This is a genomic window from Paenibacillus sp. CECT 9249 (assembly GCF_918697855.1).
In the GTDB taxonomy this organism is placed as follows: Bacteria; Bacillota; Bacilli; order Paenibacillales; family Paenibacillaceae; genus MSJ-34.
This window is the reverse complement of the sequence record NZ_CAKKLI010000026.1, coordinates 23647-46148: the sequence shown is the minus strand read 5'-3', so window position 1 is coordinate 46148 and position 22502 is coordinate 23647. Positions and strand designations below refer to the sequence as shown.

The 22502-nt window shown below is 53.7% G+C and carries 22 protein-coding genes and 1 other annotated feature; of the genes, 2 read left to right on the top strand and 20 right to left on the bottom strand.

The genetic code is table 11. The features are described from left to right. Positions 1 to 19 precede the first annotated feature (19 nt). The 4 genes from lepA to gpr all read right to left on the bottom strand — a co-directional run bounded on the left by lepA (position 20) and on the right by gpr (position 4911). Complete coding sequence (gene lepA, locus LQ229_RS17580; protein ID WP_230192393.1) at positions 20 to 1837, bottom strand: translation elongation factor 4; 1818 nt, start codon at positions 1835 to 1837, stop codon at positions 20 to 22. Between the two features lie 102 nt (positions 1838 to 1939). Continuing rightward, positions 1940 to 2419, bottom strand: a complete 480-nt coding sequence (locus LQ229_RS17575; RefSeq protein WP_230192392.1) for a hypothetical protein — start codon at positions 2417 to 2419, stop codon at positions 1940 to 1942. A 7-nt stretch (positions 2420 to 2426) separates the two neighbouring features. After that, complete coding sequence (locus LQ229_RS17570) at positions 2427 to 3674, bottom strand: stage II sporulation protein P (protein WP_230192391.1); 1248 nt, start codon at positions 3672 to 3674, stop codon at positions 2427 to 2429. 235 nt (positions 3675 to 3909) lie between these two features. Further along, a complete protein-coding gene (gpr, locus tag LQ229_RS17565) occupies positions 3910 to 4911 on the bottom strand; it encodes a GPR endopeptidase (RefSeq protein ID WP_216540065.1) in 1002 nt (333 codons plus the stop codon). 196 nt (positions 4912 to 5107) lie between these two features. Between gpr and rpsT the strand changes: the two genes are divergently transcribed. Then, entirely contained in the window at positions 5108 to 5380 is a 273-nt protein-coding gene (gene rpsT, locus LQ229_RS17560) for a 30S ribosomal protein S20 (RefSeq protein ID WP_216540064.1), read from the top strand. A 65-nt stretch (positions 5381 to 5445) separates the two neighbouring features. Here rpsT and holA read toward each other — a convergent pair whose 3' ends face one another. The 6 genes from holA to LQ229_RS17530 all read right to left on the bottom strand — a co-directional run bounded on the left by holA (position 5446) and on the right by LQ229_RS17530 (position 12415). Then, the gene (gene holA, locus LQ229_RS17555; protein WP_216540063.1) at positions 5446 to 6465 is read right to left on the bottom strand and encodes a DNA polymerase III subunit delta; all 1020 of its coding nucleotides are present in this window, start codon (positions 6463 to 6465) and stop codon (positions 5446 to 5448) included. A 246-nt stretch (positions 6466 to 6711) separates the two neighbouring features. Next, positions 6712 to 7737, bottom strand: a complete 1026-nt coding sequence (locus LQ229_RS17550) for a zf-HC2 domain-containing protein (protein WP_290370047.1) — start codon at positions 7735 to 7737, stop codon at positions 6712 to 6714. Between the two features lie 14 nt (positions 7738 to 7751). Then, positions 7752 to 8300, bottom strand: a complete 549-nt coding sequence (locus LQ229_RS17545) for a sigma-70 family RNA polymerase sigma factor (RefSeq protein WP_216540061.1) — start codon at positions 8298 to 8300, stop codon at positions 7752 to 7754. 192 nt (positions 8301 to 8492) lie between these two features. Next, positions 8493 to 11087: a ComEC/Rec2 family competence protein gene (locus LQ229_RS17540; protein ID WP_230192389.1), complete on the bottom strand. Its 2595-nt coding sequence runs from the start codon at positions 11085 to 11087 to the stop codon at positions 8493 to 8495. A 128-nt stretch (positions 11088 to 11215) separates the two neighbouring features. Next, positions 11216 to 11722 (bottom strand): dCMP deaminase family protein, encoded by a 507-nt coding sequence (locus LQ229_RS17535; protein WP_216540059.1) that lies wholly within the window; start codon positions 11720 to 11722, stop codon positions 11216 to 11218. A gap of 108 nt (positions 11723 to 11830) precedes the next feature. Further along, the gene (locus tag LQ229_RS17530) at positions 11831 to 12415 is read right to left on the bottom strand and encodes a helix-hairpin-helix domain-containing protein (RefSeq protein WP_230192388.1); all 585 of its coding nucleotides are present in this window, start codon (positions 12413 to 12415) and stop codon (positions 11831 to 11833) included. A gap of 190 nt (positions 12416 to 12605) precedes the next feature. Between LQ229_RS17530 and comER the strand changes: the two genes are divergently transcribed. Then, the gene (gene comER / locus LQ229_RS17525; RefSeq protein WP_216540057.1) at positions 12606 to 13451 is read left to right on the top strand and encodes a late competence protein ComER; all 846 of its coding nucleotides are present in this window, start codon (positions 12606 to 12608) and stop codon (positions 13449 to 13451) included. Here comER and leuS read toward each other — a convergent pair. The 10 genes from leuS to LQ229_RS17475 all read right to left on the bottom strand — a co-directional run bounded on the left by leuS (position 13432) and on the right by LQ229_RS17475 (position 22483). Continuing rightward, complete coding sequence (leuS, locus tag LQ229_RS17520) at positions 13432 to 15873, bottom strand: leucine--tRNA ligase (RefSeq protein ID WP_216540056.1); 2442 nt, start codon at positions 15871 to 15873, stop codon at positions 13432 to 13434. The genes comER and leuS overlap by 20 nt on opposite strands. 118 nt (positions 15874 to 15991) lie before the next feature. Continuing rightward, positions 15992 to 16252: a binding site (T-box leader), on the bottom strand. 107 nt (positions 16253 to 16359) lie between these two features. Next, a complete protein-coding gene (locus LQ229_RS17515; protein WP_230192387.1) occupies positions 16360 to 17139 on the bottom strand; it encodes a class I SAM-dependent methyltransferase in 780 nt (259 codons plus the stop codon). 11 nt (positions 17140 to 17150) lie between these two features. Beyond that, positions 17151 to 18059 (bottom strand): S1-like domain-containing RNA-binding protein, encoded by a 909-nt coding sequence (locus LQ229_RS17510; RefSeq protein ID WP_230192386.1) that lies wholly within the window; start codon positions 18057 to 18059, stop codon positions 17151 to 17153. Further along, positions 18056 to 18403: a ribosome silencing factor gene (rsfS, locus tag LQ229_RS17505; RefSeq protein WP_216540053.1), complete on the bottom strand. Its 348-nt coding sequence runs from the start codon at positions 18401 to 18403 to the stop codon at positions 18056 to 18058. The genes LQ229_RS17510 and rsfS overlap by 4 nt, the downstream gene beginning before the upstream one ends. After that, on the bottom strand, positions 18400 to 18972 hold the full coding sequence (gene yqeK / locus LQ229_RS17500; protein WP_230192385.1) for a bis(5'-nucleosyl)-tetraphosphatase (symmetrical) YqeK: 573 nt from the start codon (positions 18970 to 18972) through the stop codon (positions 18400 to 18402). Before yqeK ends, rsfS begins: the two co-directional genes overlap by 4 nt. Beyond that, entirely contained in the window at positions 18950 to 19579 is a 630-nt protein-coding gene (nadD, locus tag LQ229_RS17495) for a nicotinate-nucleotide adenylyltransferase (RefSeq protein WP_216540051.1), read from the bottom strand. Before nadD ends, yqeK begins: the two co-directional genes overlap by 23 nt. 39 nt (positions 19580 to 19618) lie before the next feature. Then, positions 19619 to 19909: a ribosome assembly RNA-binding protein YhbY gene (yhbY, locus tag LQ229_RS17490; protein ID WP_216540050.1), complete on the bottom strand. Its 291-nt coding sequence runs from the start codon at positions 19907 to 19909 to the stop codon at positions 19619 to 19621. A gap of 45 nt (positions 19910 to 19954) precedes the next feature. After that, the gene (gene aroE / locus LQ229_RS17485) at positions 19955 to 20809 is read right to left on the bottom strand and encodes a shikimate dehydrogenase (RefSeq protein ID WP_216540049.1); all 855 of its coding nucleotides are present in this window, start codon (positions 20807 to 20809) and stop codon (positions 19955 to 19957) included. A gap of 27 nt (positions 20810 to 20836) precedes the next feature. Next, positions 20837 to 21970 carry a ribosome biogenesis GTPase YqeH gene (yqeH, locus tag LQ229_RS17480; protein WP_216540048.1) on the bottom strand — a complete coding sequence of 378 codons (1134 nt, stop codon included), beginning with the start codon at positions 21968 to 21970 and terminating at the stop codon, positions 20837 to 20839. 21 nt (positions 21971 to 21991) lie between these two features. Next, on the bottom strand, positions 21992 to 22483 hold the full coding sequence (locus LQ229_RS17475; protein ID WP_216540094.1) for a YqeG family HAD IIIA-type phosphatase: 492 nt from the start codon (positions 22481 to 22483) through the stop codon (positions 21992 to 21994). Positions 22484 to 22502: the final 19 nt, after the last annotated feature.

Here is a 22502-nt window from a genome sequence, read left to right as displayed (position 1 = left end):
GAAGCGCAAGGCTTCCTTGTTAATTGTCGTCGATTTTCAATACGGCCATAAAGGCTTCTTGCGGCACTTCCACGCTGCCGACCTGCTTCATCCGCTTCTTGCCTTCCTTCTGTTTCTCAAGAAGCTTGCGCTTCCGGCTAATATCGCCGCCGTAACATTTGGCGAGTACGTTCTTGCGCATCGCCTTCACCGTTTCGCGCGCGATGACTTTCGTCCCGATCGACGCTTGTACCGGCACCTCGAACATTTGGCGCGGAATCAATTCGCGCAATTTCTCGCAGATGAGGCGGCCGCGATGATACGCGCGTTCCCGGTGGACGATGAAGGAAAGCGCATCGACCTGCTCGCCGTTAAGCAGAATGTCCATCTTGACGAGGTTCGATTTGCGGTAGCCGGACAATTCGTAATCGAACGAAGCGTATCCTTTCGTGCTCGATTTCAATTGATCGAAGAAATCGTACACGATTTCCGCCAGCGGAATATTGTAAATAATGGTCACCCGATTCGTATCCAAATATTCCATATTCACGAATTCGCCGCGCTTGTTCTGGCATAATTCCATGATCGCGCCGACATAATCGTTCGGTACGATAATCGATGCCTTCACATACGGCTCTTCGACAAAGTCGATTTTGCCCACTTCGGGATAGTTCGACGGGTTATCGATTTCGATAACTTCTCCGTTCGTCAGAGTCACTTTATAGATAACGCTCGGCGCCGTTGTAATCAGCGGAATGTTGAATTCCCGCTCGATCCGCTCCTGGATGATCTCCATATGCAGCAAGCCGAGAAAACCGCAGCGGAAACCGAAGCCGAGCGCGCTCGACGTCTCCGGTTCGAAACGCAAAGAGGCGTCGTTCAATTCCAGCTTTTCCAGCGCTTCGCGCAAATCGTTGTAATCGGACGTATTGATCGGGTATAAGCCGCAGAATACCATCGGATTAATTTTGCGATAGCCAGGGAGCGGTTCCGGCGTCGGACGTTTCGCATCGGTCACCGTATCCCCGACGCGCGTATCCTTGACGTTTTTAATTCCCGCGACGATAAAGCCGACATCGCCGACCGTAAGCTCGTCCACGATGGTCATGCGCGGTTTGAACGCTCCTACCTCAATGACTTCGAACGTCTTGTCCGTCGCCATCATTTTAATTTTCGAACCGGCTTTGATCGTTCCGTCGACGACGCGTACGTAGACGATTACGCCTTTGTACGGATCGTAATGCGAATCGAATATAAGCGCCTTTAACGGCTGGTCCGGATCGCCGTTCGGAGCGGGCACTTTTTGCACGACCTGCTCCAAAATTTCTTTAATGCCGATGCCCGCTTTCGCCGACGCAAGCACCGCTTCGCTGGCGTCAAGACCGATGACGTCTTCGATCTCCTGCTTCACCCGCTCCGGCTCGGCGCTCGGCAAATCGATCTTGTTGATGACCGGCAATATTTCCAAATTATTGTCCAATGCCAAATAAACGTTTGCAAGCGTCTGCGCTTCGATGCCTTGAGCCGCGTCGACGACGAGCAGCGCGCCCTCGCAAGCCGCGAGGCTGCGGGAAACTTCGTACGTAAAGTCGACATGTCCCGGCGTATCGATCAAATTAAGCAAATATTCTTCGCCGTCGTCGGCGCGATACGTTAAACGAACGGCTTGCAGCTTAATCGTAATGCCGCGTTCGCGTTCCAGGTCCATCTTATCAAGCACCTGATCCTGCATTTCACGCGAAGTCAGGGCGCCCGTATACTCCAAAATGCGATCCGCGAGTGTCGATTTCCCGTGATCTATATGAGCGATAATGCTGAAATTGCGTATTTTCTTTTGTCGAGCATGAATATCCGTCATTCCTTACCCCCACCACGATTGCCAAAATGAAAACCAATAATTAATTATATCAGTTGTTAGATAAGGCTTCAATGCTCGAACGCGAATCCGGGCGAATCTTTGTTATTCGGCGATCGATCCGAACAGCGATACGACAAAACGAATGCCGCCGCGCGACAAAGTTTGCAGCAGCCCTGCCGTCTGGTCGGCCAGCCTGTCGACGGGCGCCTGTTTCACCGGAACATCGAGAACCGGCTGGAACGGCTGCTCCGATTGCGGCACCGGAACGTATGCCCACGGCGATTGAACAGGCTGCTGTACTCCCGTCTGCGGCCACCCCCATTGCGGCGTCTGCGCTTGCTGCGGCATTTGCTGCGGTTGCTCGCCCGTCTGCGGCGCTTGTCCGTACTGCGGATACGTTGGCTGCTGCGGATATTGCAATTGCTGCGGCGGGATCGTTTGCGTCCAGACGGGGGGCGCCGTTTGGCCTTGCACCGGCCCTTGAATCCGTTCGATGCCCGACGAAGCCAAGTCCAGCGCGTACATGATGCCAAGCGTAATGAAAGCGCCGATAATCAATATTCTTTTCACTAGTTTCGACATGGCTTCGTCACTCCGTTTCTTGCGGGTCGGCATCTGCGCTCGCCTTCTCCGCGTCCCAATACAGCTCGGCAATCAAGCCGGCCAGCACATCCGCCGTACGATACGATTCCTCAAGCGAGTTGTCGATGCCGCCCACTTCGATCAATATGCTGTTGCTCGATAAAGATTGGTTATATTCTCCGTTGCCGGTCTTGGCCGATTTCCCCCATATGCCGCGGGATAAGCCGGGATAGCGCTTCTCCAGTTCCGTATGAATTTCGTTAGCCAATTTTTCGTTTTCGCGCCAATTCTCGTTGCCGTGCCCGATAATGAAATAGACTTGCGCGTACGATTTGCCGTCGATCGTTACGGTCGTTTTGTCATGCCGCTGCGAATCCCGGTGAATATCGATAAAATATTGCAAATCTTTATGGACCGCCATCGCTTCTTTCACGGTCGTGCGCGAATATTTGTACGAATAATTCCAATTATAATTTTTGACCGTCGATGCGTAGTCTTGATCCGAATGAACGACACCTACGCCGAGCTGCTCCAGTTTCGACGCCATCCGTTTGCCGACGAGCGTAATATTTTTCGTGGCGCTGGAAGGGTCCTTCACGTCTTTTTGCAGCACCGGGTTCCACGACTCGCGGTTATGCGAATGATAGATGAACACCGACTTTTTATCGGCGTTTGGCGTTTCCGCCGGCTTGTTCCCCGGATTGTCTTCCGGATGTTCGGCCGTATGATCGGAGCCGTTATTCGGTTCGCCTTCCGGTACCGCCTCGCCGTTCGGATCCGGCTCCCCGCCCGGCGCCGGCAATCCCGGGCCCTGATGGTAATCTTCCGGGGCCGTCAGCGCCTCGTTGCCTTTGCCGACCCGCAGCGGAACCGCTTCATCGCCGCCCAAACCGGGCACTTCGCTGGCGACCAGCGTTTTCGGATCGAGCGGATTGACGCCGGTCAACATCCGGAACAGAAACATTCCGACATTCTGCCGCGCAAATTCGGAATGAGGCGCGGAAACGTTCAAATGCGGTACCTCCATTCCTATCATATCCATAAAGAAGTAGCTTGAAACGGCGGCGGCCAATCCTTTCATCGAAGCAACCGGCGATGTGTTAACGTTTTTTTGCACCATTCCGCCGAGCCCGAGCAATATAAAAAAGAACATCGAACATAACGCGAGAATGACGAACATTCTCCCTGTCGCTAAACCGTGTAACAATTTTTGTTTCATTCTAGGCACATGAATCGCCTGAAACGTCGCTTTCATGGATCGTCCTCCCCATCGTTCGTATAGACGGAACTTGAGCTGCGCTGCTTCGCTTTCGGTGTCCCGCCTCTTAATCTATGTATTTCAAATCTATGAGGACAATCTAGTAAATAGAACCAAAACATAATTGAACATTTTAGTAGGATCAGCCTAAAAGGCGCCCCCCGACGACGGCCAAACAGCAAAAAACGCCCCTAAGCCAATGTTCTTGACTTGGGGCGGGCCCTAGACGCGGTCAATGCGTATAAGCGGCGACATTATCCGTGTCGATCGCTTCGTGCAAAGCGGCGTTTAAACCGCTGGCGATAATGTTGGCGATATCTTCGATAAATTCGTCGATTTCTTTCGGCGTTACGATCAAATCATGGCCCAGCGGCTGCAAAATTTCTCTGACCAGCGCGAGCCGGTCCTGTTCATGGATATCGTCCAGCAATCCCATAATTTGCTTCGTTTCGGTCGTTTCCTTCGCGAAATGCTCCCGCATCAGTTCGATCGCGTTGTTGACGATCGTCGAGGCGTAACAAACGGTCGGGACGCCGATAGCGAGGCACGGAACTCCCAGCGTCTCCTTCGTTAGTCCTTTGCGTTTGTTGCCGATTCCGGAGCCGGGATGAATGCCGATATCGGCGATTTGGATCGTCGTGTTAATCCTCTCCAGCGCTTTCGATGCCAGCGCGTCGATGGCGATAATCAGATCCGGCTTCGTCTTCTCTACGATGCCTTGCACGATCTCGCTCGATTCAATGCCGGTAATGCCCAGCACGCCGGGAGCTACGGCGCTGACTTGCCGGTAGCCGGGATTCACTTGATCGGGCATAATTTCGAAATAATGGCGGGTCACCATAATATTTTCCACTACAATCGGCCCCAAGGCGTCGGGCGTTACATTCCAGTTGCCGAGTCCGACGACGAGTGCCTTGGCAACCCGGCTGACGCCGATTTTTTCCAGGAAAGCTTCGAATTCCTTGGCAAACTTGGTCGCAACGCGGTCCTGCAAATCGGAATCCTTCTTCCGGAGCTGCGGCACCTCCAGCGTGACGTAATGCCCTTGAATGCGGCCGAGCGCTCTCGCCCCTTCCTCCGTTTCCACGTCGATCCGCGTAATTTTAATCCCATCCTCTTCTTCGACGTTTTCCGCCACGCCGGGGATCGCTCCGCCATGGACAGCCTCGGCCATCTCCTTCGCTTCCAGAGCCAAATCCGTTCGCACCGAATAGCGCTGCAAATCCAGTTCCATTCTGCAAAACTCCTTCCAAACCGCTTTTTTGTATATTGTGCGAGACGTGCCTCCCGTTTATGCAGGCGGCTTTCGAAAAGTGGCCGAAAAGCAATTGTCTTGCAATTTGCCTAGTCACATGATAGAATATTTTAAGTTGTGGGATCTATATCGATTCTAGTTATGCAATACTTATGCCTTACAGGAGGTGAATGCAATGCCGAATATTAAATCCGCTGTGAAACGTGTAAAAACGAACGAAAAACGCCGTTTATTAAACGCATCCCAAAAATCTGCGCTTCGTACAGCCGTTAAAGCCGCAGATGTCGCGATCGCTAATAACGAAGTGGAAACTGCGAAGGCCGCTTTGATCGTTGCTTCCAAAAAGCTGGACAAAGCCGTAACGAAAGGTTTGCTCCACAAAAATGCAGCAGCCCGCAAAAAATCTCGTTTGGCGAAAAAATTAAACGCTCTTACTGCGCAAGCGTAAGCAAGCGCTTATACATGAAACAAAGTCCTGAGCTATGGAAGCTTCAGGACTTTTTGTTATGCGCATCAAGCGGCCAGCCGCAGCAGGAACAGCTCGATGCCCAATATTTTGTCGACGCGGCCGCTTTTCATTTCATAATCCAATTGAGCCAGATCGGCCAAAATCCGGCTAAGACGGCCCGCGTCGAATTGCTTCGCCTGTTCCGCCGCCAGCTTCACCGCATAGGGGTGCAATCCGAGCGAGGACGCCATCTGCTGCTGCGAATAGCTTTGCCGCGCCAATTCCTTCACCTGCAGCATAATCCGAAATTGCCGCGCGATTAAAGCGACGATCTTAATCGGCTCCTCCCGCTGCTTCAACAGGTCGTAGAAAATGCCCAGCGCCTTTTCCAATTTCAATTGCGCGATTTGCTCGATCAAAACGAATATATTTTGCTCGCTGCTCCGGGCGACGAGCTGTTCCACCGTTTCCGGTTCGATGACGCCGCCATCCCCGGCAAACAAGCAAAGTTTCTCGATTTCCGACGCCAGCGTCTGCAAATTCGTCCCCGCGCAGGCAACGAGCGCCTCCGCAGTGCCGGCGGCAAGATCGCAGCGGCGTTCGCGCGCTTGCTTCTTAATCCATTGCAGCAATTCCTCGGCGCCGAGCGGCGCAAACGAAATGACCGCTCCGCATTCCTTCGCTTTTTTCACCGTTTTTTTGCGCTCGTCCAGCTTCTCGTTCTGCACGAAAAAGACGATCACGCTGTAATCGGCGGGATTATCCATATATTTCAGCAGCCGGTCCGTTTTATGATCGATTTTGTTCGTATCTTTGCCTGCCGCGAACACCGTGGAATCGCTAACTAGGATCACTTTGCGCGGCACAAGAAACGGAAGCGTCTCCGCTTCTTCGACGACCGCTTCGATCGGCGTTTCGTTCAAGTCGAATTTCGTCAACGCCAAATCGCGGTTTTCCTGCCCGATCACATGGGAAGATAAAAAGTGGATAAATTCCCGGATACGGTATTTTTCCGTCCCATAGCAGACGTAAATCGGTTTCACCATACCTTTTTGTATTTCTTTGGCAGCCGTTTTATAATCCACATTCGTCCCTCCTTCGCTGTATTCGATTGTAGCAAAATCGGGGCGCGGCAACAACAAAAAGACTGCGCACCCGCGCGCAGCCTTTTTGTTTGAACATCTATATAAACATCCGCGAAGAAGTCCTAGGCTCTTCTCGCGGACGGTCATCCGACGCAAGGGGCGTCGATGACTTCTCGTTTATATAATATACGATCGCATGCGTCAATGTGTGCATGCGTTCGTGCCCCGACTTTCGTCTGCCGCCGCCTATTTCTTGGCGAATTCGCTGGCAGCGACGGTCTCCGTCACCGTCTCGCCGCCGTCTTGCGACCATTCGTAAGTCAGCGTCTTGCCGTCTTCGGACCATTCGATTCGATGAACCGAACCGTTCGGCAGTTCCTTCTCGTATACCACTTTGTTGTCGGTATCCGTGACCTTCAATAGGCCGGATTCAAAAAACGCAGTGAAGCGAAGATCGGGCGAAGGCGATTCAAGGCGAGTCGTCTTCGCGATTCCCATTCTCATATCCATGGCAGGATCTTCTACACCCGCCTCAGGACTCGCTGCTTCCCCTTGGGAAGCAATGCCTGCATTATCTCGAGCGAATCCTTGCGCAATGTTATCCTGAGAACCGGTCCCTTCGTTTGCGTCGCCGGACTTATGCACTTCTTGCGGCAGTGCTCCCGCCGCCGGCTCGTCTCCTTTGTTGCTCGCGGGCGCCTCCTTCTCCTTCGGACCGTTTGCTTCCGGTTTTGAATCCGCCTTCTTGTCGGGTTGCGCGCTTTCCGTCGTTACTTTGGACATGTCCTTCGCTTCGTCCCCGGGCATATCCGCCGCGAACGTATCCTGCGATGCCGCAACTCCCGCTTGATTCGCGGTAGACATCAGTTCCATATCCGCTTGCTGCGACACTTCCGGTTTATACAACACCATAAACAAACCGACAACGAAGCCGGCTGCCACAACGCCGCCGATCGCCCGGAGAGGAAAGCGCTCGCGCCAACTCCGCTTCACGGGCGCTGCCGTGATGGAGGCGGCCCCGCCTTCAAGCTGTCCGTCCTCCGGCGATTGTTCCTTCGCGGCAGCCAGATCGATGTTTTCCAATTGCGGCAGAATGGTATCTACGATGCTGAATTTCGGCATGACTTTCGGCAAACTTTCCAGCTCGGCGGACAAACGCTTCAACCGCTCGAACATGACTTGGCATGAAGAGCATTCCCGCAAATGCTCGTTCAGGTGGTTGATTTCGCTCTCGCTCAGATCGTGATCCATATATCTGTTCATTAATTCCATCACCTCTGGACATGTCATCCTCGAACACCACCCTTCTGATAATCTTGAAGTAACGTTTGCAGTTGCTGTCTCGCTCGAAACAGATACGATTTCACCGTATTGAGCGGCAAGTTTAGCGAATCTGCAATTTCATTATAGGAAAAATCCTGTAAATATCTCAAAACGACTACGGCCCGATGATGGTCGGGAAGCTTATCGATCGCTTCATGAATATCTTGCGCCACATAAGTTGCCATAACCTCGTTCTCCACACTATGATCCCCCGTAAAAACGAGATTATGTTCCTCGATGGAAACGGAAGGTTTATTGCGGCGAAACTTATCGATGCAAATATTGGTAACGATTCTTTGCACCCATGTTTTAAATTGCGCTTTTTCCTCGTATGATTGAATTTTCGAATAAATCCGAATGAGCGCCTCTTGCGAAGCGTCTAACGCATCTTGTTCGTTATTCAACAAATAAAAGGCCGTACGGTAAACATGGGTTTCAATTTTACGCAATAGAGATATTAGAGCGTCGCGATCGCCCGATTGAGCAGCTCTTATGAGTTCTTGCTCTACCACCAGGATCCCCCTCTCTTGCAACATTACAGACGTGATTTCCCGTTATTTTGTTGCACTGATTATTATATTAAATTAGACTGTTCTTTCCATAGAAAATTGACACGGACAAATGCTCTTGTTTTAGAATACCAGAAAAAAAATAGACCGTATACCTGAAACTTCTGAGAAAGCGATGCCATGAAAAAGATAGTTTCACATCGCTTCCTCTATAAGCTTCGTACGAACATAAATCCCGTCGCGGCGCACCTGCATCTGTACTTCTCCGTTCTTGTCGGTGCGCAGCGTCGATACTCCGAACGCTTTGAGCCGATCCAGCACTTGCGCGGTCGGATGGCCGTAGAAGTTCGCGGCGCCGACGGAAATGACGGCCGTTTTCGGCTGCCACAGCCGCAGCCAATCGTCGGTCGTCGACGTCTTGCTGCCATGATGCGCCACTTTCATGACGTCCACCGGACGAAAGGCGTCCGTTCGCGCATATTTGTCGACGACCGCAAGTTCCGCCTTGCGCTCCATATCTCCTGTGAATAAAAAGGTCGATTCCTTCATTTTCATGACAAATGCGACAGAGCGGTCGTTTTGTTCTTTCGTAATCGTTATACGCGGTTGCTGCGAAAATGTCGCAGACGGATAGATAAATTTTATTTCGGTATCTTTATCCAGCGTTAGCGTTTGGCCGTCGACCGCCGCGTATAGCGGAATCCGCTTTTCATTCGCCGTGCGAAACAGCTTCGCCGCCGCATCGCCCGGTTTCAGCGTTCCGTTGAAAATGACCGCTCGCGTCGGAATTTGTTCGAGCACCGCTTGCAATCCGCCGATATGATCTTGATCCTGATGGGTCGCAATCACAGCGTCAAGCTTATGCACGCCGCGCTGCTTCAACAGCGGAACAAGCAATTTTTGCCCGACTTCGAACGGATCTTTCCGCTCCTTCCATTCGTCGCCCGGCTTGCGGAACCGTACCGTTCCTCCTCCATCGACCAATAGCGTCTTGCCGTGCGGGGTACGGATCAGAATGCTGTCGCCCTGGCCGACGTCCAAAAATTGGACCGACCCGTTGCGATCCCATAATGCGGGTTGATACATGTGGGCAAGCAGTCCGCCCCATAAGCAGAAGACGGCGCATAACGGGATCCATTTGCGAAGCGGGAGCGATCCGGCAGCGCTGCCGCCGCCCGCGAAGCCGGCCAAAGGAACGGTCTCGTCTTCGTCGGGGCCCCCCGCGGATCGCGCCGCGGCCTCGCTCGCCGCATGCCGGCGCGAATGGAGTTGTCCGGCCAAATAGGCGAACGCGACGAGCAGGGCATAGTACAGCATGACTTGCCAAATCGCCGGCTTGGGCCAAATCAATAGGAAAGCGTCCGGCCCGTTCATCCATGAAACGATGCGGAAAACCGGCTCGGTCAATCGCTCGGCCGTCCATGCCGCGAATTGCCCGAGAGGCGTGTAGATGATGCCGAGCGATAAGGTTGCCATGCCGAGCGGCAAGATGATTAGGCTGATGAATGAGACAAGCACGATATTGGCCGCAATCGACAATAAAGAATATTGATGAAAGTAATAGATCGACATCGGAAACGAAACGAGTTCCGCGACGGCATTCAGGCTGATCAAAGCCGCGGCCTTCTTCGACCGGAGCGGGAGCCATCTCTGCATGCGGGGCACGCCGAGAATTAATCCCGCCGTCACGATAAACGACAACTGAAAGCTGACGTTCACCAAATAATAAGGATCCCACCATAACATCAGAAGCGCGGCGATGCACAATATATGCAGCCCGTCCTTCAGCACCTGTTGACGCGCGGCGTACAACGCGACGATCGCCATCATTCCGGCGCGGACGACGGAAGGCGACGCTCCCGACAGCAGCACGTAGAACGGAATCAACGCCATAACAAGCAGTTGGCTCGTTTCTTTCGTCAGTCCGAGCTTGCGGAATATCCAGAAGAAACAACCGATAAACACGGCGACATGAAGCCCGGAAATGGCCAGAACATGCGTCAGCCCCAATTTGGCGAACTCGCGAAACCGCTCGGGGTCCAAATCGTCGCGCATGCCGATGACAAGCCCCTTCATAAATCCCGCATAACGTTCCGCGAACAATTCGTCCAGTTTGTCCCCCAGCTTCGCGCGCAGCCTGTCGTTCCAGCGCAGCAGATGCCCCCGGTTCCATCGCTTTCGCCCCTCCGGCTTGACGACGACCGAATCCGTTCCTTTTACGGCTGCGATCCAATGAATGCGCTGCGTACGCAAATATGCGCCGTAATCGAAGGCGCCGAAATTCCGCGCGCCGGCGGGCCGCTTCAACATTCCTTCCAATTCGACCCGGTCTCCCCGCTCCCATCGTCCCGCAATTTGCTGCCCGCTCTTTTCCGTCAATCGCACTTGAACAAGCAATGTCTCGTTGATCGAAATATGCTCATTCGTATCGGCAAATCGCACCCATTGGCCGCGCAGGCGAAAATCGGCGCGATCCCCGTCCACGTCGACCGGCGAATCGATCGTCCCGGCCAGCCGCACTTCGCGCTCGTCCAGGTTGCGCATGTCATCCGCCAAGCCGCTCGCATTGCGCATATCATTCCAATGCCAATACAGGGCAGCCGCACAAAAAGCGGCCCAACACAACAGCGCCAACCTAACCGATACGGCGCGATAATAGACGAGAATCGGTATGAAGCATAATGCCGCGGCGCAGAGCGCCGGCAAATGAATTCCGTTCCACAGGCATGCGGCGCCGCTGCCCGCGATCCAACTGATTGCAAACCATACGACCGGCCGTCGATCCGCCATCCGTTCATCCCCCTTATTCCATACAAAAAAACCTCTGCCGTTCCATCGATAGTGGATTGCAGAGGTTCTTCCTCATTTCCCGAACGATTCGATCATCCGGTTGACTATTCGGTTATTAGACTTAACAATTAATCGGTAACGTCCATGATCGTCTCCCGCGGAGGCTGATAGCTCTCCAAACGGCGGAATACGATTCCTTTCTGCCGCATCATCGCTTCGACCTTCTCGCTATCCTTCGGATAAGGCCTGTCGTATACGATTTCGGCGATTCCGCTGTTGGCAAGCATATTCGCACATGTCCAACAAGGCTGATCGGTAACGTACACGGTCGAGCCTTCGCGGTCGATCCGATCGGTAAACAGCAGCAAATTTTGTTCCGCATGGATCGTGCGCACGCAGCGCTGCTTTTTGACCATTTCCTCGCGCCCGTCCACAATCGTCATTTCATATTCCTCCGCGACCATACAGCCTGCGTCCGTACAGTCGTCCACCCCCATCGGCGCGCCGTTGTATGCGGTACCGAGCAGTTTCTTCCCTTGCACCAGCACCGCTCCCACATGGCGGCGCGGACAACGCGAGCGGGTTGACGCCATATAAGCGATATCCATAAAATACGTATCCCAATCTTTGCGCACCGTACACTCATCTCCATCAGTTATCGTTTCTTTTTATTGTACCACGCCGGGTCAATGATACGGAAATATGCGCGGAATCACTATGACGCGCTCCATGCTCGTTTCATATTATAAAGCAACCTTGCTGCGCATTTTTTCCAATATTTTCGGGCCGATTCCTTTTACTTTCGTCAAGTCGGAGACGGATTTGAATTTCCCGTTCCGTTCCCGGTATGCAATAATCGCCTTCGCCTTCGCTTCGCCAATCCCCGGCAGCTCCATCAGCCTGTCGATCCCCGCTTCGTTCACGTTAATTTTCCCGGATTGGTCCGCATCGCCCGCAACTGCCGTACCGCCGGCGGCCGCATTGTCCCCATTGCCGCCGTCTTCCAATAAAGCCGAAGCTGCAACTTGTCGTTCCGAATCCGGAGTTTGCGGCACATCGGCCGTTGTATTGACGGCTGCGGTTTCGATATCGCCGGCCCCTTGCTCTTGAACGGAAAGACGGTCGTTTTGCGCCGGGCCTCCCCCGGATGCGCCTTCGATCTCGTCGAGAGCCTGCTGCATCGATTCGTTTAATTTCGTCCAACCCGGAAGTTCCGCTTGACCGGGGGAGCGGGCGACCATCACGACGACGGCAAGCAGCCCGGCGCATGCCGTTATATACACGAGCGATTTCTGCATCGACCATAGTTCCCTAAGCTTACTTATCATACCGAATGCTCCTTTGCAAACATATTCGGGCCTTATCGCCCGGGGAGAATCTTGCTGCTTGCAAAACATATGGAAAAATCCGAATATTGGGCAAACCGTTGCGCATATACTGGGGAGAAATGTTTTTGACATCAGGCTTCACTACTTTACTGCATTGCAAACTATTTTGAATCGAGTGGGAGGGATCACGATGACGGTTGGATTTATAGGAACGGGAAGCATGGGAAGTATCTTGATCGAATCGTTCATCCAATCAGGCAGTCTTGAACCGGGGCAAATTATCGCCAGTAATCGAACCATGCAGAAGGTTCGTCAATTGGCAACGAGATATCCGGGGCTTAGGGTCGCATCCTCCAATACGGAGACGGCCAGGGAAAGCGATCTCATATTCATCTGTGTGAAACCGTCTGAATTCAAAACGGTAGTGGACGAGATCGAACCGTTCGTCGCCGCTACGCAAATCGTCGTCTCGATTACAAGTCCGGTGCAAATCAGGCATTTGGAAAGCCGGCTTGGATGCAAAGTGGCCAAAATTATTCCGAGCATTACCAACTATGTATGCAGCGGACCATCGCTATGCATATACGGAAGCCGCATCAATAGAGAAGACCGGCTGCTGCTGGAAGATTTGATGGGATCGGTCAGCCGCCCGATTGAAATCAAGGAACGATTCACTCGGGTAACTTCCGATATTTCCAGCTGCGGACCGGCCTTTATCGCTTTTTTCTTGCAAAAATTCATTGACGCTGCCGTTGAAGAGACCGGAATCAACCGCGATCATGCCGCCCGTCTCGGGTGCGAAATGTTATTCGGCACGGGCAAGCTGCTGACCGAGGGCGAACTGACGCTGGAACAGCTTCAGCGCCGCGTGTCCGTACCCGGCGGAATTACCGCCGAAGGTCTGCGCATTCTCGGCGCCGAGCTCGACGGCGTGTTCCACCAGTTAATTCGTACGACGCATGCCAAATACGAGGAAGATCTCGATAAGTTGGATCTGCTGTTTGGCAGCGAAAAGGTTAACCCGCAACAATATTGACCAGTTTGCCTTTCACGGCGATGACTTTGCGGACGGTTTTGCCGGCCATCGCCGCTTGAACGCCCGGCAAGGACAGCGCTTTGTCCCGCATCGCCTCTTCGTCCAAATCGGCGGCAATCATGGTGCGCTCTACGATTTTCCCGTTCACCTGGACGACGATCTCCACTTCGGCGTCGACGGTCAGCGCTTCGTCGTAAGTCGGCCATGGCACATAGGTGATCGATTGTTGACGGCCGAGACGCTCCCATAATTCTTCGGCCAAATGCGGAGCGAGCGGCGAGAGCATTTGCACGAAGTTCTCCATCGCCTCGCGCGGCAATTGATCCGCTTTATACGCATCGTTGACGAAGATCATCAACTGGCTGATCGCCGTATTGAAGCGCAAATGTTCGAAATCGTCGGTCACTTTTTTGATCGTTCTATGCCATGTTCTCAGAAAATCTCCCTCAGCCGGCGCTTCCGTAATTTTCGGGTTCAGCGCCCCTTCTTCGGTAATAAACAAGCGCCAAATGCGGGACAAGAAGCGGTACGTTCCTTCCACGCCGTTCGTATTCCACGGCTTCGTAGCTTCGAGCGGCCCCATGAACATTTCGTACATGCGCAGCGTATCCGCGCCGAACTCGTTCACGATATCGTCCGGATTAATGACATTGCCGCGGGATTTGCTCATTTTCTCGTTGTTCGTGCCGAGAATCATGCCCTGGTTGACAAGCTTGTGGAAAGGTTCTTTCGTCGATACAACGCCGAGATCGTACAATACTTTATGCCAGAAGCGGGCGTACAGCAAATGGAGCACCGCATGCTCCGCTCCGCCGATATACAAGTCGACAGGCAGCCACTCCGCTTGTTTTTCCTTCGAGCAAATTTCCTTGTCGTTCTTCGGATCGATGAAACGCAAATAGTACCAGCAGCTTCCCGCCCATTGCGGCATCGTATTCGTTTCGCGGCGCGCCGGTTTGCCCGTCTCCGGATCGACCGTATTCACCCAGTCGGTGACATTGGCGAGCGGAGACTCCCCCGTACCCGACGGCTTAATATGATCGACGTCAGGCAGGACAAGCGGCAATTGATCTTCGGGCACCGTCTTCATCGTCCCGTCCTCCAGATGCAGGATCGGAATCGGCTCGCCCCAATAGCGCTGTCTGCTGAACAGCCAGTCGCGCAAACGGTACGTTACTTTTCCTTGCCCTTTGCCGTTTTGTTCCAGCCATTCGATCATGCGCGCGATGGCCTGTTCGTTGTTTAAGCCGTTCAGCAGGTCCGAATTAACGTGCTCGCCGTCGCCGGCATAAGCTTCCTTAGCCAAATCCCCGCCTTTTACGACTTCCAGAATCGGCAAATCGAACTGTTTGGCGAATTCCCAGTCGCGCTGATCGTGACCCGGAACGGCCATAATCGCGCCGGTGCCGTAACCGGCCAACACATAATCCGCGATCCAGATCGGCGTCTTCTTACCGTTAACCGGGTTAACGGCATAGGCTCCCGTAAATACCCCCGTCTTTTCCTTGGCCAGATCCGTGCGTTCCAGATCGCTCTTGCGCGCCGCCTTCTCTCTGTAATCTTCCACCGACTTCCGCCGGTCTTCCGTCGTAATTCGATCCACCAATTCATGCTCCGGCGCCAAGACGCAATAAGTCGCTCCGAACAACGTGTCGGGCCGGGTCGTAAATACGGTCAATTCCGCATCATGCCCGTCAATCGCAAAACGGACTTCGGCGCCCTTCGATTTGCCGATCCAGTTCCGCTGCATATCTTTAATGCTCTCGGACCAGTCCAGTTCCTCCAAGTCTTCCAGCAAACGTTCCGCGTATTCCGTAATTTTCAGCACCCATTGGCGCATCGGCTTGCGGATGACCGGATGGCCGCCGCGCTCGCTTTTGCCGTCAATGACTTCTTCGTTGGCGAGCACCGTGCCGAGTGCGGGACACCAGTTGACAGGCACCTCGGCCACGTAAGCGAGTCCTTTCTTATACAATTGGATGAAGATCCATTGCGTCCATTTGTAATAATCGGGATCGGTCGTGCTGAATTCGCGGTCCCAATCGTAAGAAAATCCGAGCGATTTGATTTGACGGCGGAAATTGTCGATGTTCTTGAACGTAATGTCGCGCGGATGCTCGCCCGTATCGAGCGCATGCTGCTCCGCGGGCAAGCCGAACGCGTCCCATCCCATCGGGTGAAGGACGTTATATCCGCGCATCCGCTTATAGCGGGACACGATATCGGTCGCCGTATACCCTTCCGGATGGCCGACATGCAAGCCTGCGCCGGACGGATAAGGAAACATGTCCAATGCGTAAAACTTCGGCTTATCCTTGTCTTCGGTCGTTTTGAACGTTTTATGCTCGTCCCAGTATCGTTGCCATTTCGGTTCGATGACGAGCGGGTTGTAACCTTGCTGTTGACGTGTTGCGTCTGCCATCAATGATCCTCCTTAGGGCGGCATTCTATAGGGTCCGCCTCGTTTCGTATTCGTTTGAATGAGAAAACTTGCAAAATCAATGGTGCCAAAAAAACCTCCCATCCATAGCGTAAATATCGCTAGGGACGAGAGGTTCGCTTCCCGTGGTACCACCCTAGTTAGCGAGAGGCATGCTTTGCCTTCGCTCCCTTTGGACCCTTAACGCGGGCAAGACGTTGCGATTTCAATTCGCCGGCGGAATCGCTTCCTCCGATCCGCGAGCCAAGTTCATCGCAATACTCCGAGGCGAGTTCGTTCGCAAGTGACGATCGGCTTGCACCTTCCGCCGATTCTCTGATTACGCCCATAGCAAACTACTATTCCTCATCAACGCGCTTTTTCGTATATCGTCTTTACTTATTGATTATAAAAACTGCGGCCCCGGATGTCAAGAAAGCTCGAATGCCCGGATGCCCGAATGTTCGAACATTTTTCCCTTATCCGGCTTTATTTGATCGCGACATAAAACAAGCGGCTCGTGTCGTCTTGCGGAGGCTCCCATTTGAAGTCGCCGTATATTTGAACGTCCGCAAAGCCGGCTGCTTTTAATTGGGCATACAGCCAATCCGGATGATAGGCCCGTTGAACATGGACTTCTTCAAAGCGCTCGAACAGCTCTTCCGACAGCGAAGCGCCTTCCGCCCGCGTGAAGAATGTAATATGATGCTCGATCTCGCTGCGAACTTCGTCCAGCTCGCATGTCCATATGTATGCCACCGATTTTTCGTTTAAAACGAACGGCTGCTCTTCCGCGTATTTGGCGAATTGCGCCGGTTGATGCACGTCGAACATAAACGTGCCGCCCGCCTTCAACCCTTGAAAAGTATGGCGGAACGCTTGCTTGATGTCCTCTTCTTCCAGCAAATAATTGAAACAATCGCAAAACGAAACGACCGAATCGACCTGCCCGGGCAATTCCCAAGTCCGTATGTCTTGCTGCAGAAAAAGCACGCCGCCTTCCCGGTACATACGGTTTGCGTACGGCGATTGATCCATCTTCCGTCTGGCGATGGCAAGCATGTCGGAGGATAAATCGATGCCGGTGACCTGAAATCCGGAATTCGCTAGCGGAACCGTAATGCTGCCGGTGCCGCAACCGAGATCGACGACCGTTTTGGGCATGCCGTACTTTTCCCAGCCCGTTCGCGCGAACCGAAGCCACTCCGGATACGGCATATCCTCCATTAACCTATCGTATACATGCGCGAATCGTTTGTAAGATCTCATGCTGCATCACATCACTTTCGTTCGTTCGGACTCCGCTGCGCGTCGCTCGATTGCAAATATGTCCAATTTTCCTTCTGATAGACGAACCCGTCCTTCATCAGCTTCCCGAGCGCGCGTTTGAAAGCGGCTTTGCTAATGCCGAAACGCTGCTTAATCAAATCGGGAGGCGTCTGGTCGGAATACGGCATTGCGCCGTTCGGACGTTCCTTAAGAAACGCAAGCAACCGGTCGGCGTCTTCCACGCGTCCGACCTCCTTGCGCGGAGCCATCGCCAAGTTGACTCTGCCGTCTTCCCGCACGAAACTGATACGAACGTTTACCCGCTCGCCCAATCTAAGCAATCGCGTCCGTTCCGACGAATGGATCATGCCGATCGCGCCGAAGCCGAGCACGCCGCCGTCGACGAGCACGAATGTCCCCATTTGCAGCGGCTTGTATACCGTTCCTTCTTTCCATTCGCCAAGCCAAGCGGACGGCGCCCGGACCGCGAGCGGCTCCAAATCTTTCTCGCCTGCAAGCTTCGCCTTGAGCCTTCCCTGCTTGTCATGCTCCATGATGACGAATACTTTATCGCCGACCTGCGGATGCAGTTCCTTCATCTCGGGCAGTTCGCGAATCGGCAGAAGCAGTTGCCGCCCAAGACCCATTTCCAGAAAACAACCCAGCCGGGGATGAACGTCGGCCACCTCGAGCAAAGCAAGCTCCCCCAACGTAAGATAAGGTTTCCGCATCGTAGCCGCCAGGCGGTCTTCCGTATCGTAGTACAGGAATACTTCCACCTCTTGGCCCGGCTCCACCGTTCCGGCGAGTTCCGTATAATGCAGCAATACGTCCTGCGTTCCGTTCGTCAGGAAAAATCCGTAAGGCGAAACTTCGCGCGCAACCGGTAAAGTTACGATCGTACCGGCAATCAAACTCATACGCTTTTCACGACCTTCGCATCCGACCAGAGCCGTTCGATGCTGTAATACTCCCGCTCGTCGCGGTGAAAGACGTGAACGACCACATCCCCTAAATCGATCAACACCCAGCGCGCCGAATCAATCCCTTCAATGCCGCGTACCGTGCCGCCGCTTTCCTGCACGCGTTTGCGAATTTCGGTCGTAATCGCCTGGACTTGCGTATCCGAATTGCCGTGGCAAATGACGAAATAATCGGCGATGAGCGATATGCCTTGCAGATCGAGCGCGACGATATTCATTCCTTTTTTATCGTCCGCCGCCTCTACGGCTAAATTCATTACATCCTTTGAGCTTAAAGTCATTCATTAACCTCCATTTGTTGGATTAGTGCGTTTCTGGCTAAGACGGTTAGCGGATAAATCCGTTTCTTACGGGTCAGCAAAAAGTGAATCGTCGAATCAAAGCCTGCCACAAGCGCTTCGTCAAGGCTATGTTTGGCCAGTTCCCGAATATTATTCACATTCGGAAAATCTCTTCCCGGCTCGATATAATCCGCCAAACAAACAACTTTGTCCAATAGCGTCATCTGTTCCCGCCCGGACGTATGATATCGGATCGCGTCCAGAACGTCCCTGTCCTTGATGCCGTAATCGCGTTCCGCGACGAACGCTCCGACCGGGGCATGCCATAACTGTTTGTCGTGCTCCAGCAAGTCGGCAGGCAATCGATGTTCGCGAATAATGCGCTCCATCCGTTCGGTCGGCCAATATTTCGCTACATCATGCAAAATGGCCGCCAAGTCCGCCTTCACCGGGTCGGCGCCGAATCGCTCCGCCAGAATGACGGCCGTGTCCATCACGCCTTGCGTATGTTCCCAACGCCGCGCCGGCATCTGCTCTCGCACCTTGTCAATCAATATCGCTCGGTCCATGAACTTCTCCCCCATCTATCGATTCGTACAGCCGATTCGCTTGAATATATTGCCGTATCTCTTCCGGCACCATGTAACGGATAGATTGCCCGGCTGCCGTGCGTGTGCGGATTTGGGTCGAGGAAATCTCGAATTGCGGCATTTCCGCAAGCGCGAGGCGGGCCTGCAAGTAATCCGGAAGCCGGTCTAGACGCAGCGCCGTGCCCGGCCGTTTTACTCCGATGAATGATATGTCGCGGGCTAATTGTTCGATATCCCGCCATTGCGGCAACATATTGATCATATCCGCGCCGATAATAAAATAAAACGAATGCTCCGGATACGATTGCCGCAATTGCCGCATCGTATCGACCGTATACGACACGCCTCCCCGTTTCAACTCGACGTCGAGCGGGCGAAAATGCGGGTTCGACCGCAGCGCGAGACATACCATGTCCCAGCGCTGCTCCGCGTTTGCGCCGGGCGAGCCCGGTTTATGCGGCGGACGGAACGACGGCATAAACCATATTTCGTCCAGCCCCATTCGTTCGCGCACGCTTTCCGCCGCAAGCAAATGGCCGTTATGAACGGGATCGAACGTCCCCCCCATAATTCCGATTTTTTTCATATCGCTTCGTCCTCCAAACAACGAGAGGTGCGCCGGAGGCTACGGCAACTCGATCTGTTTATTTTCCCGCGACTCTTTATATAGCACGATCGTTTTCCCGATGACCTGCACCAGCTCGGCTCCGGATTTGTCCGCCAACTCCGGCGCGATTTCATGCGGATCTTCCGTACTGTTGTTCAGCACCGAAACTTTGATCAATTCTCTCGCTTCCAGCGCTTCTTCGATGTGCCGCACCAATTGATCGTTCGTGCCGCCTTTGCCGACTTGGAAAATCGGATTCAAATGATGGGCAAGCGATCTTAAATATCTTTTTTGTTTACCGGTAAGCATATTCGGTATTGTCCTCCTCAAACTGTTGTCGAATTTCCCTGGCCATTACTCCAATAGTGCGCCGCGCATCGTTTCGATCGGAGCGGGCAGCCCGGTCCAATATTCGAAGGCGTATGCCCCCTGGTATATAAACATGCCCAAACCGCCGTGAATTCGGCAGCCGCGCCGTTCCGCCTCGTTCAGCAGCTTCGTCCGGAGCGGGTTGTAGATCAAATCGCTGACCGTCATATCCGGACGCAGCCAATCCGGGTCGAGCGCAATGGCGTCGACATGCGGATGCATGCCGACCGACGTCGTATTGATAACGATGTCGATCTCCCCATGCAACGATCCGATGTCGTCCATGCCGATTCCGGCAAGCGGTCCGAACGCTTGAAAATCCGCCGCCAATTCCCGCGCCTTCTCCGCCGTGCGGTTCGCGATCCAAATGCCGTCCGGTTTCTCCTTCGCGAGCGCATACACGATTCCGCGTGCGGCGCCGCCCGCTCCGATGACGAGAATCCGTTTGCCCGCTATGTTCGGCTCGGCTTCTTCCTTAAGCGAGCGGACGTAGCCGATTCCGTCCGTGTTGTATCCGGTCAATTTGCCGTTGTCGTTCACGATCGTGTTGACGGCCCCGATCAAACGCGCGTCCTCGTCGATTTCGTCCAGCAGAGACATTACGTTCACTTTATGCGGAATCGTCACGTTCACCCCGCGGAACCCCATCGCCCGTACGCCTGCAATCGCGTCCCGAAGCGCTTCGGGTTTGATATGCAGCGCCGTGTATACGCCGTTTACCCCTTTCGCCCGCAAAGCGCGATTATGCATATGCGGCGATTTGGAATGGCGGATCGGATCGCCCATCACGCCGAACAATATCGTATCGCTGTCGATATGAACCGTTGTATCCTTGCTCATCGCTAGCGTCTCTCCCCTTATGCGATATTATATTAACGAATCGCGCAGCAGCACCTTTACCCCTTTCGGCGCGTGAACGCTCAACAAAGCGCCGCTGTCCCCGTTTACTTTAATCCATCCAAGCCCCGAGACGAACACATCGCAGCGGGCGCCGCGCGGTACGCGAATATCATGCTTCGTCCACGGCGGCAATTCGTCCGCATGCTTGCGGCTTGGGGGGGCAAGCAAACCGCCCCGATGCTCGGCGTACAGCTCGTCGGCTTTTTCCAGCTTCGTTCGGTGAATGCCAAGCGCGTTGGACAGGTAGCATGTGAACGACTGGCGCTCCCCTTGCACGAAATCGAACCGGGCCATAGCGCCGAAGAACAAAGTTTGTCCGGCGTTCAGTTGATATACGGAAGGCTTCAACGGCCGATCCGGCATAATAACGCCCAAATCTTGGCGCGTAACCAGTTCGCTCAACCGGGACGGATAGACGATTCCCGGCGTATCGATAATATACTTTCCGTCGTCCAGCGGAATGTGCACCAGATCGAGCGTCGTGCCCGGATATCGCGAGGTCGTCAGTTCCCGGTCCAGATCGCTGTAATCGCGTATCAACCGGTTAATCAGAGTCGACTTGCCCACATTGGTAGCGCCGACGACATAGATGTCGCGTCCGCGCCGGTGCTCGCCGATTTTGGCCAATAGCCGTTCGAAGCCTTGATTTTTTCGGGCACTGACAAGCGCAATATCTACAACCTTCAAACCCTGCTCCTTCGCCTGTTTCTGCACCCAATTCGTAACCCGGTTGAAGTTGGTCACTTTGGGCAACAGGTCGACTTTATTGACGACCAGCATGACCGGATTATTGCCGACAAACCGCTGCAATCCGGAAATCAGGCTGCCTTCGAAATCGAACAAGTCGACGATATGGATAATAAACGATGAATCGGCGGATGATCCGATTCGGCTCAACATGCGCAGAAAATCGTCTTGATCGATCGCCACCGACGCCGCATCGTTATAATTGCGAATGCGGAAGCATCGCTGGCATATTGCCGGCTCACGCTCCAACGCTTTGGCGGGTATGTATCCGGGACGGTCCGGCGCTTCGGTTTGCAGCGCGGCGCCGCAGCCGGCGCATGAGTTAACGGGTGTTCGTTCTTGTTGTTCCGTCAAACGATAACTCCTCCTTCCATGTTACCAATCTCCTTTTTTGCGCAAACGACCGACGATCGCTTTCTCCATCCGACGATTGACCCGCGTCCCGAATCCTTCGTCGCGGATCGATATCGGCTGTACCAATATCGTAAACAATCCGGCCCGATTGCCTCCAAGTACGTCGGTCATCAGTTGGTCGCCGATGACGACCGTCTCTTGCGGCTCGAGCTTCATTAACGCCAGCGCTTTGCGGAAGGGCATAACCTTCGGCTTGCGGGCGGAATAAACGAAAGGAATACTAAGCGGCTCCGTAAACAGATGGACGCGTTCGCGCACATTGTTGGATACGATCACCGTTTGAAATCCGATCCGCTTCGCCTTAGCCAACCATTCGATCAATTCCGGCGTCGCATGGGGCTCCTTGGCCCCGACGAGCGTATTGTCCAAATCGGTAATGATTCCGCGGAACCCGCGGTCGTAGAGCGATTGCAAATCGATATCGTATACGGTCTTCACCCTCAAATCGGGCATAAACTTTCTTAACAATCAC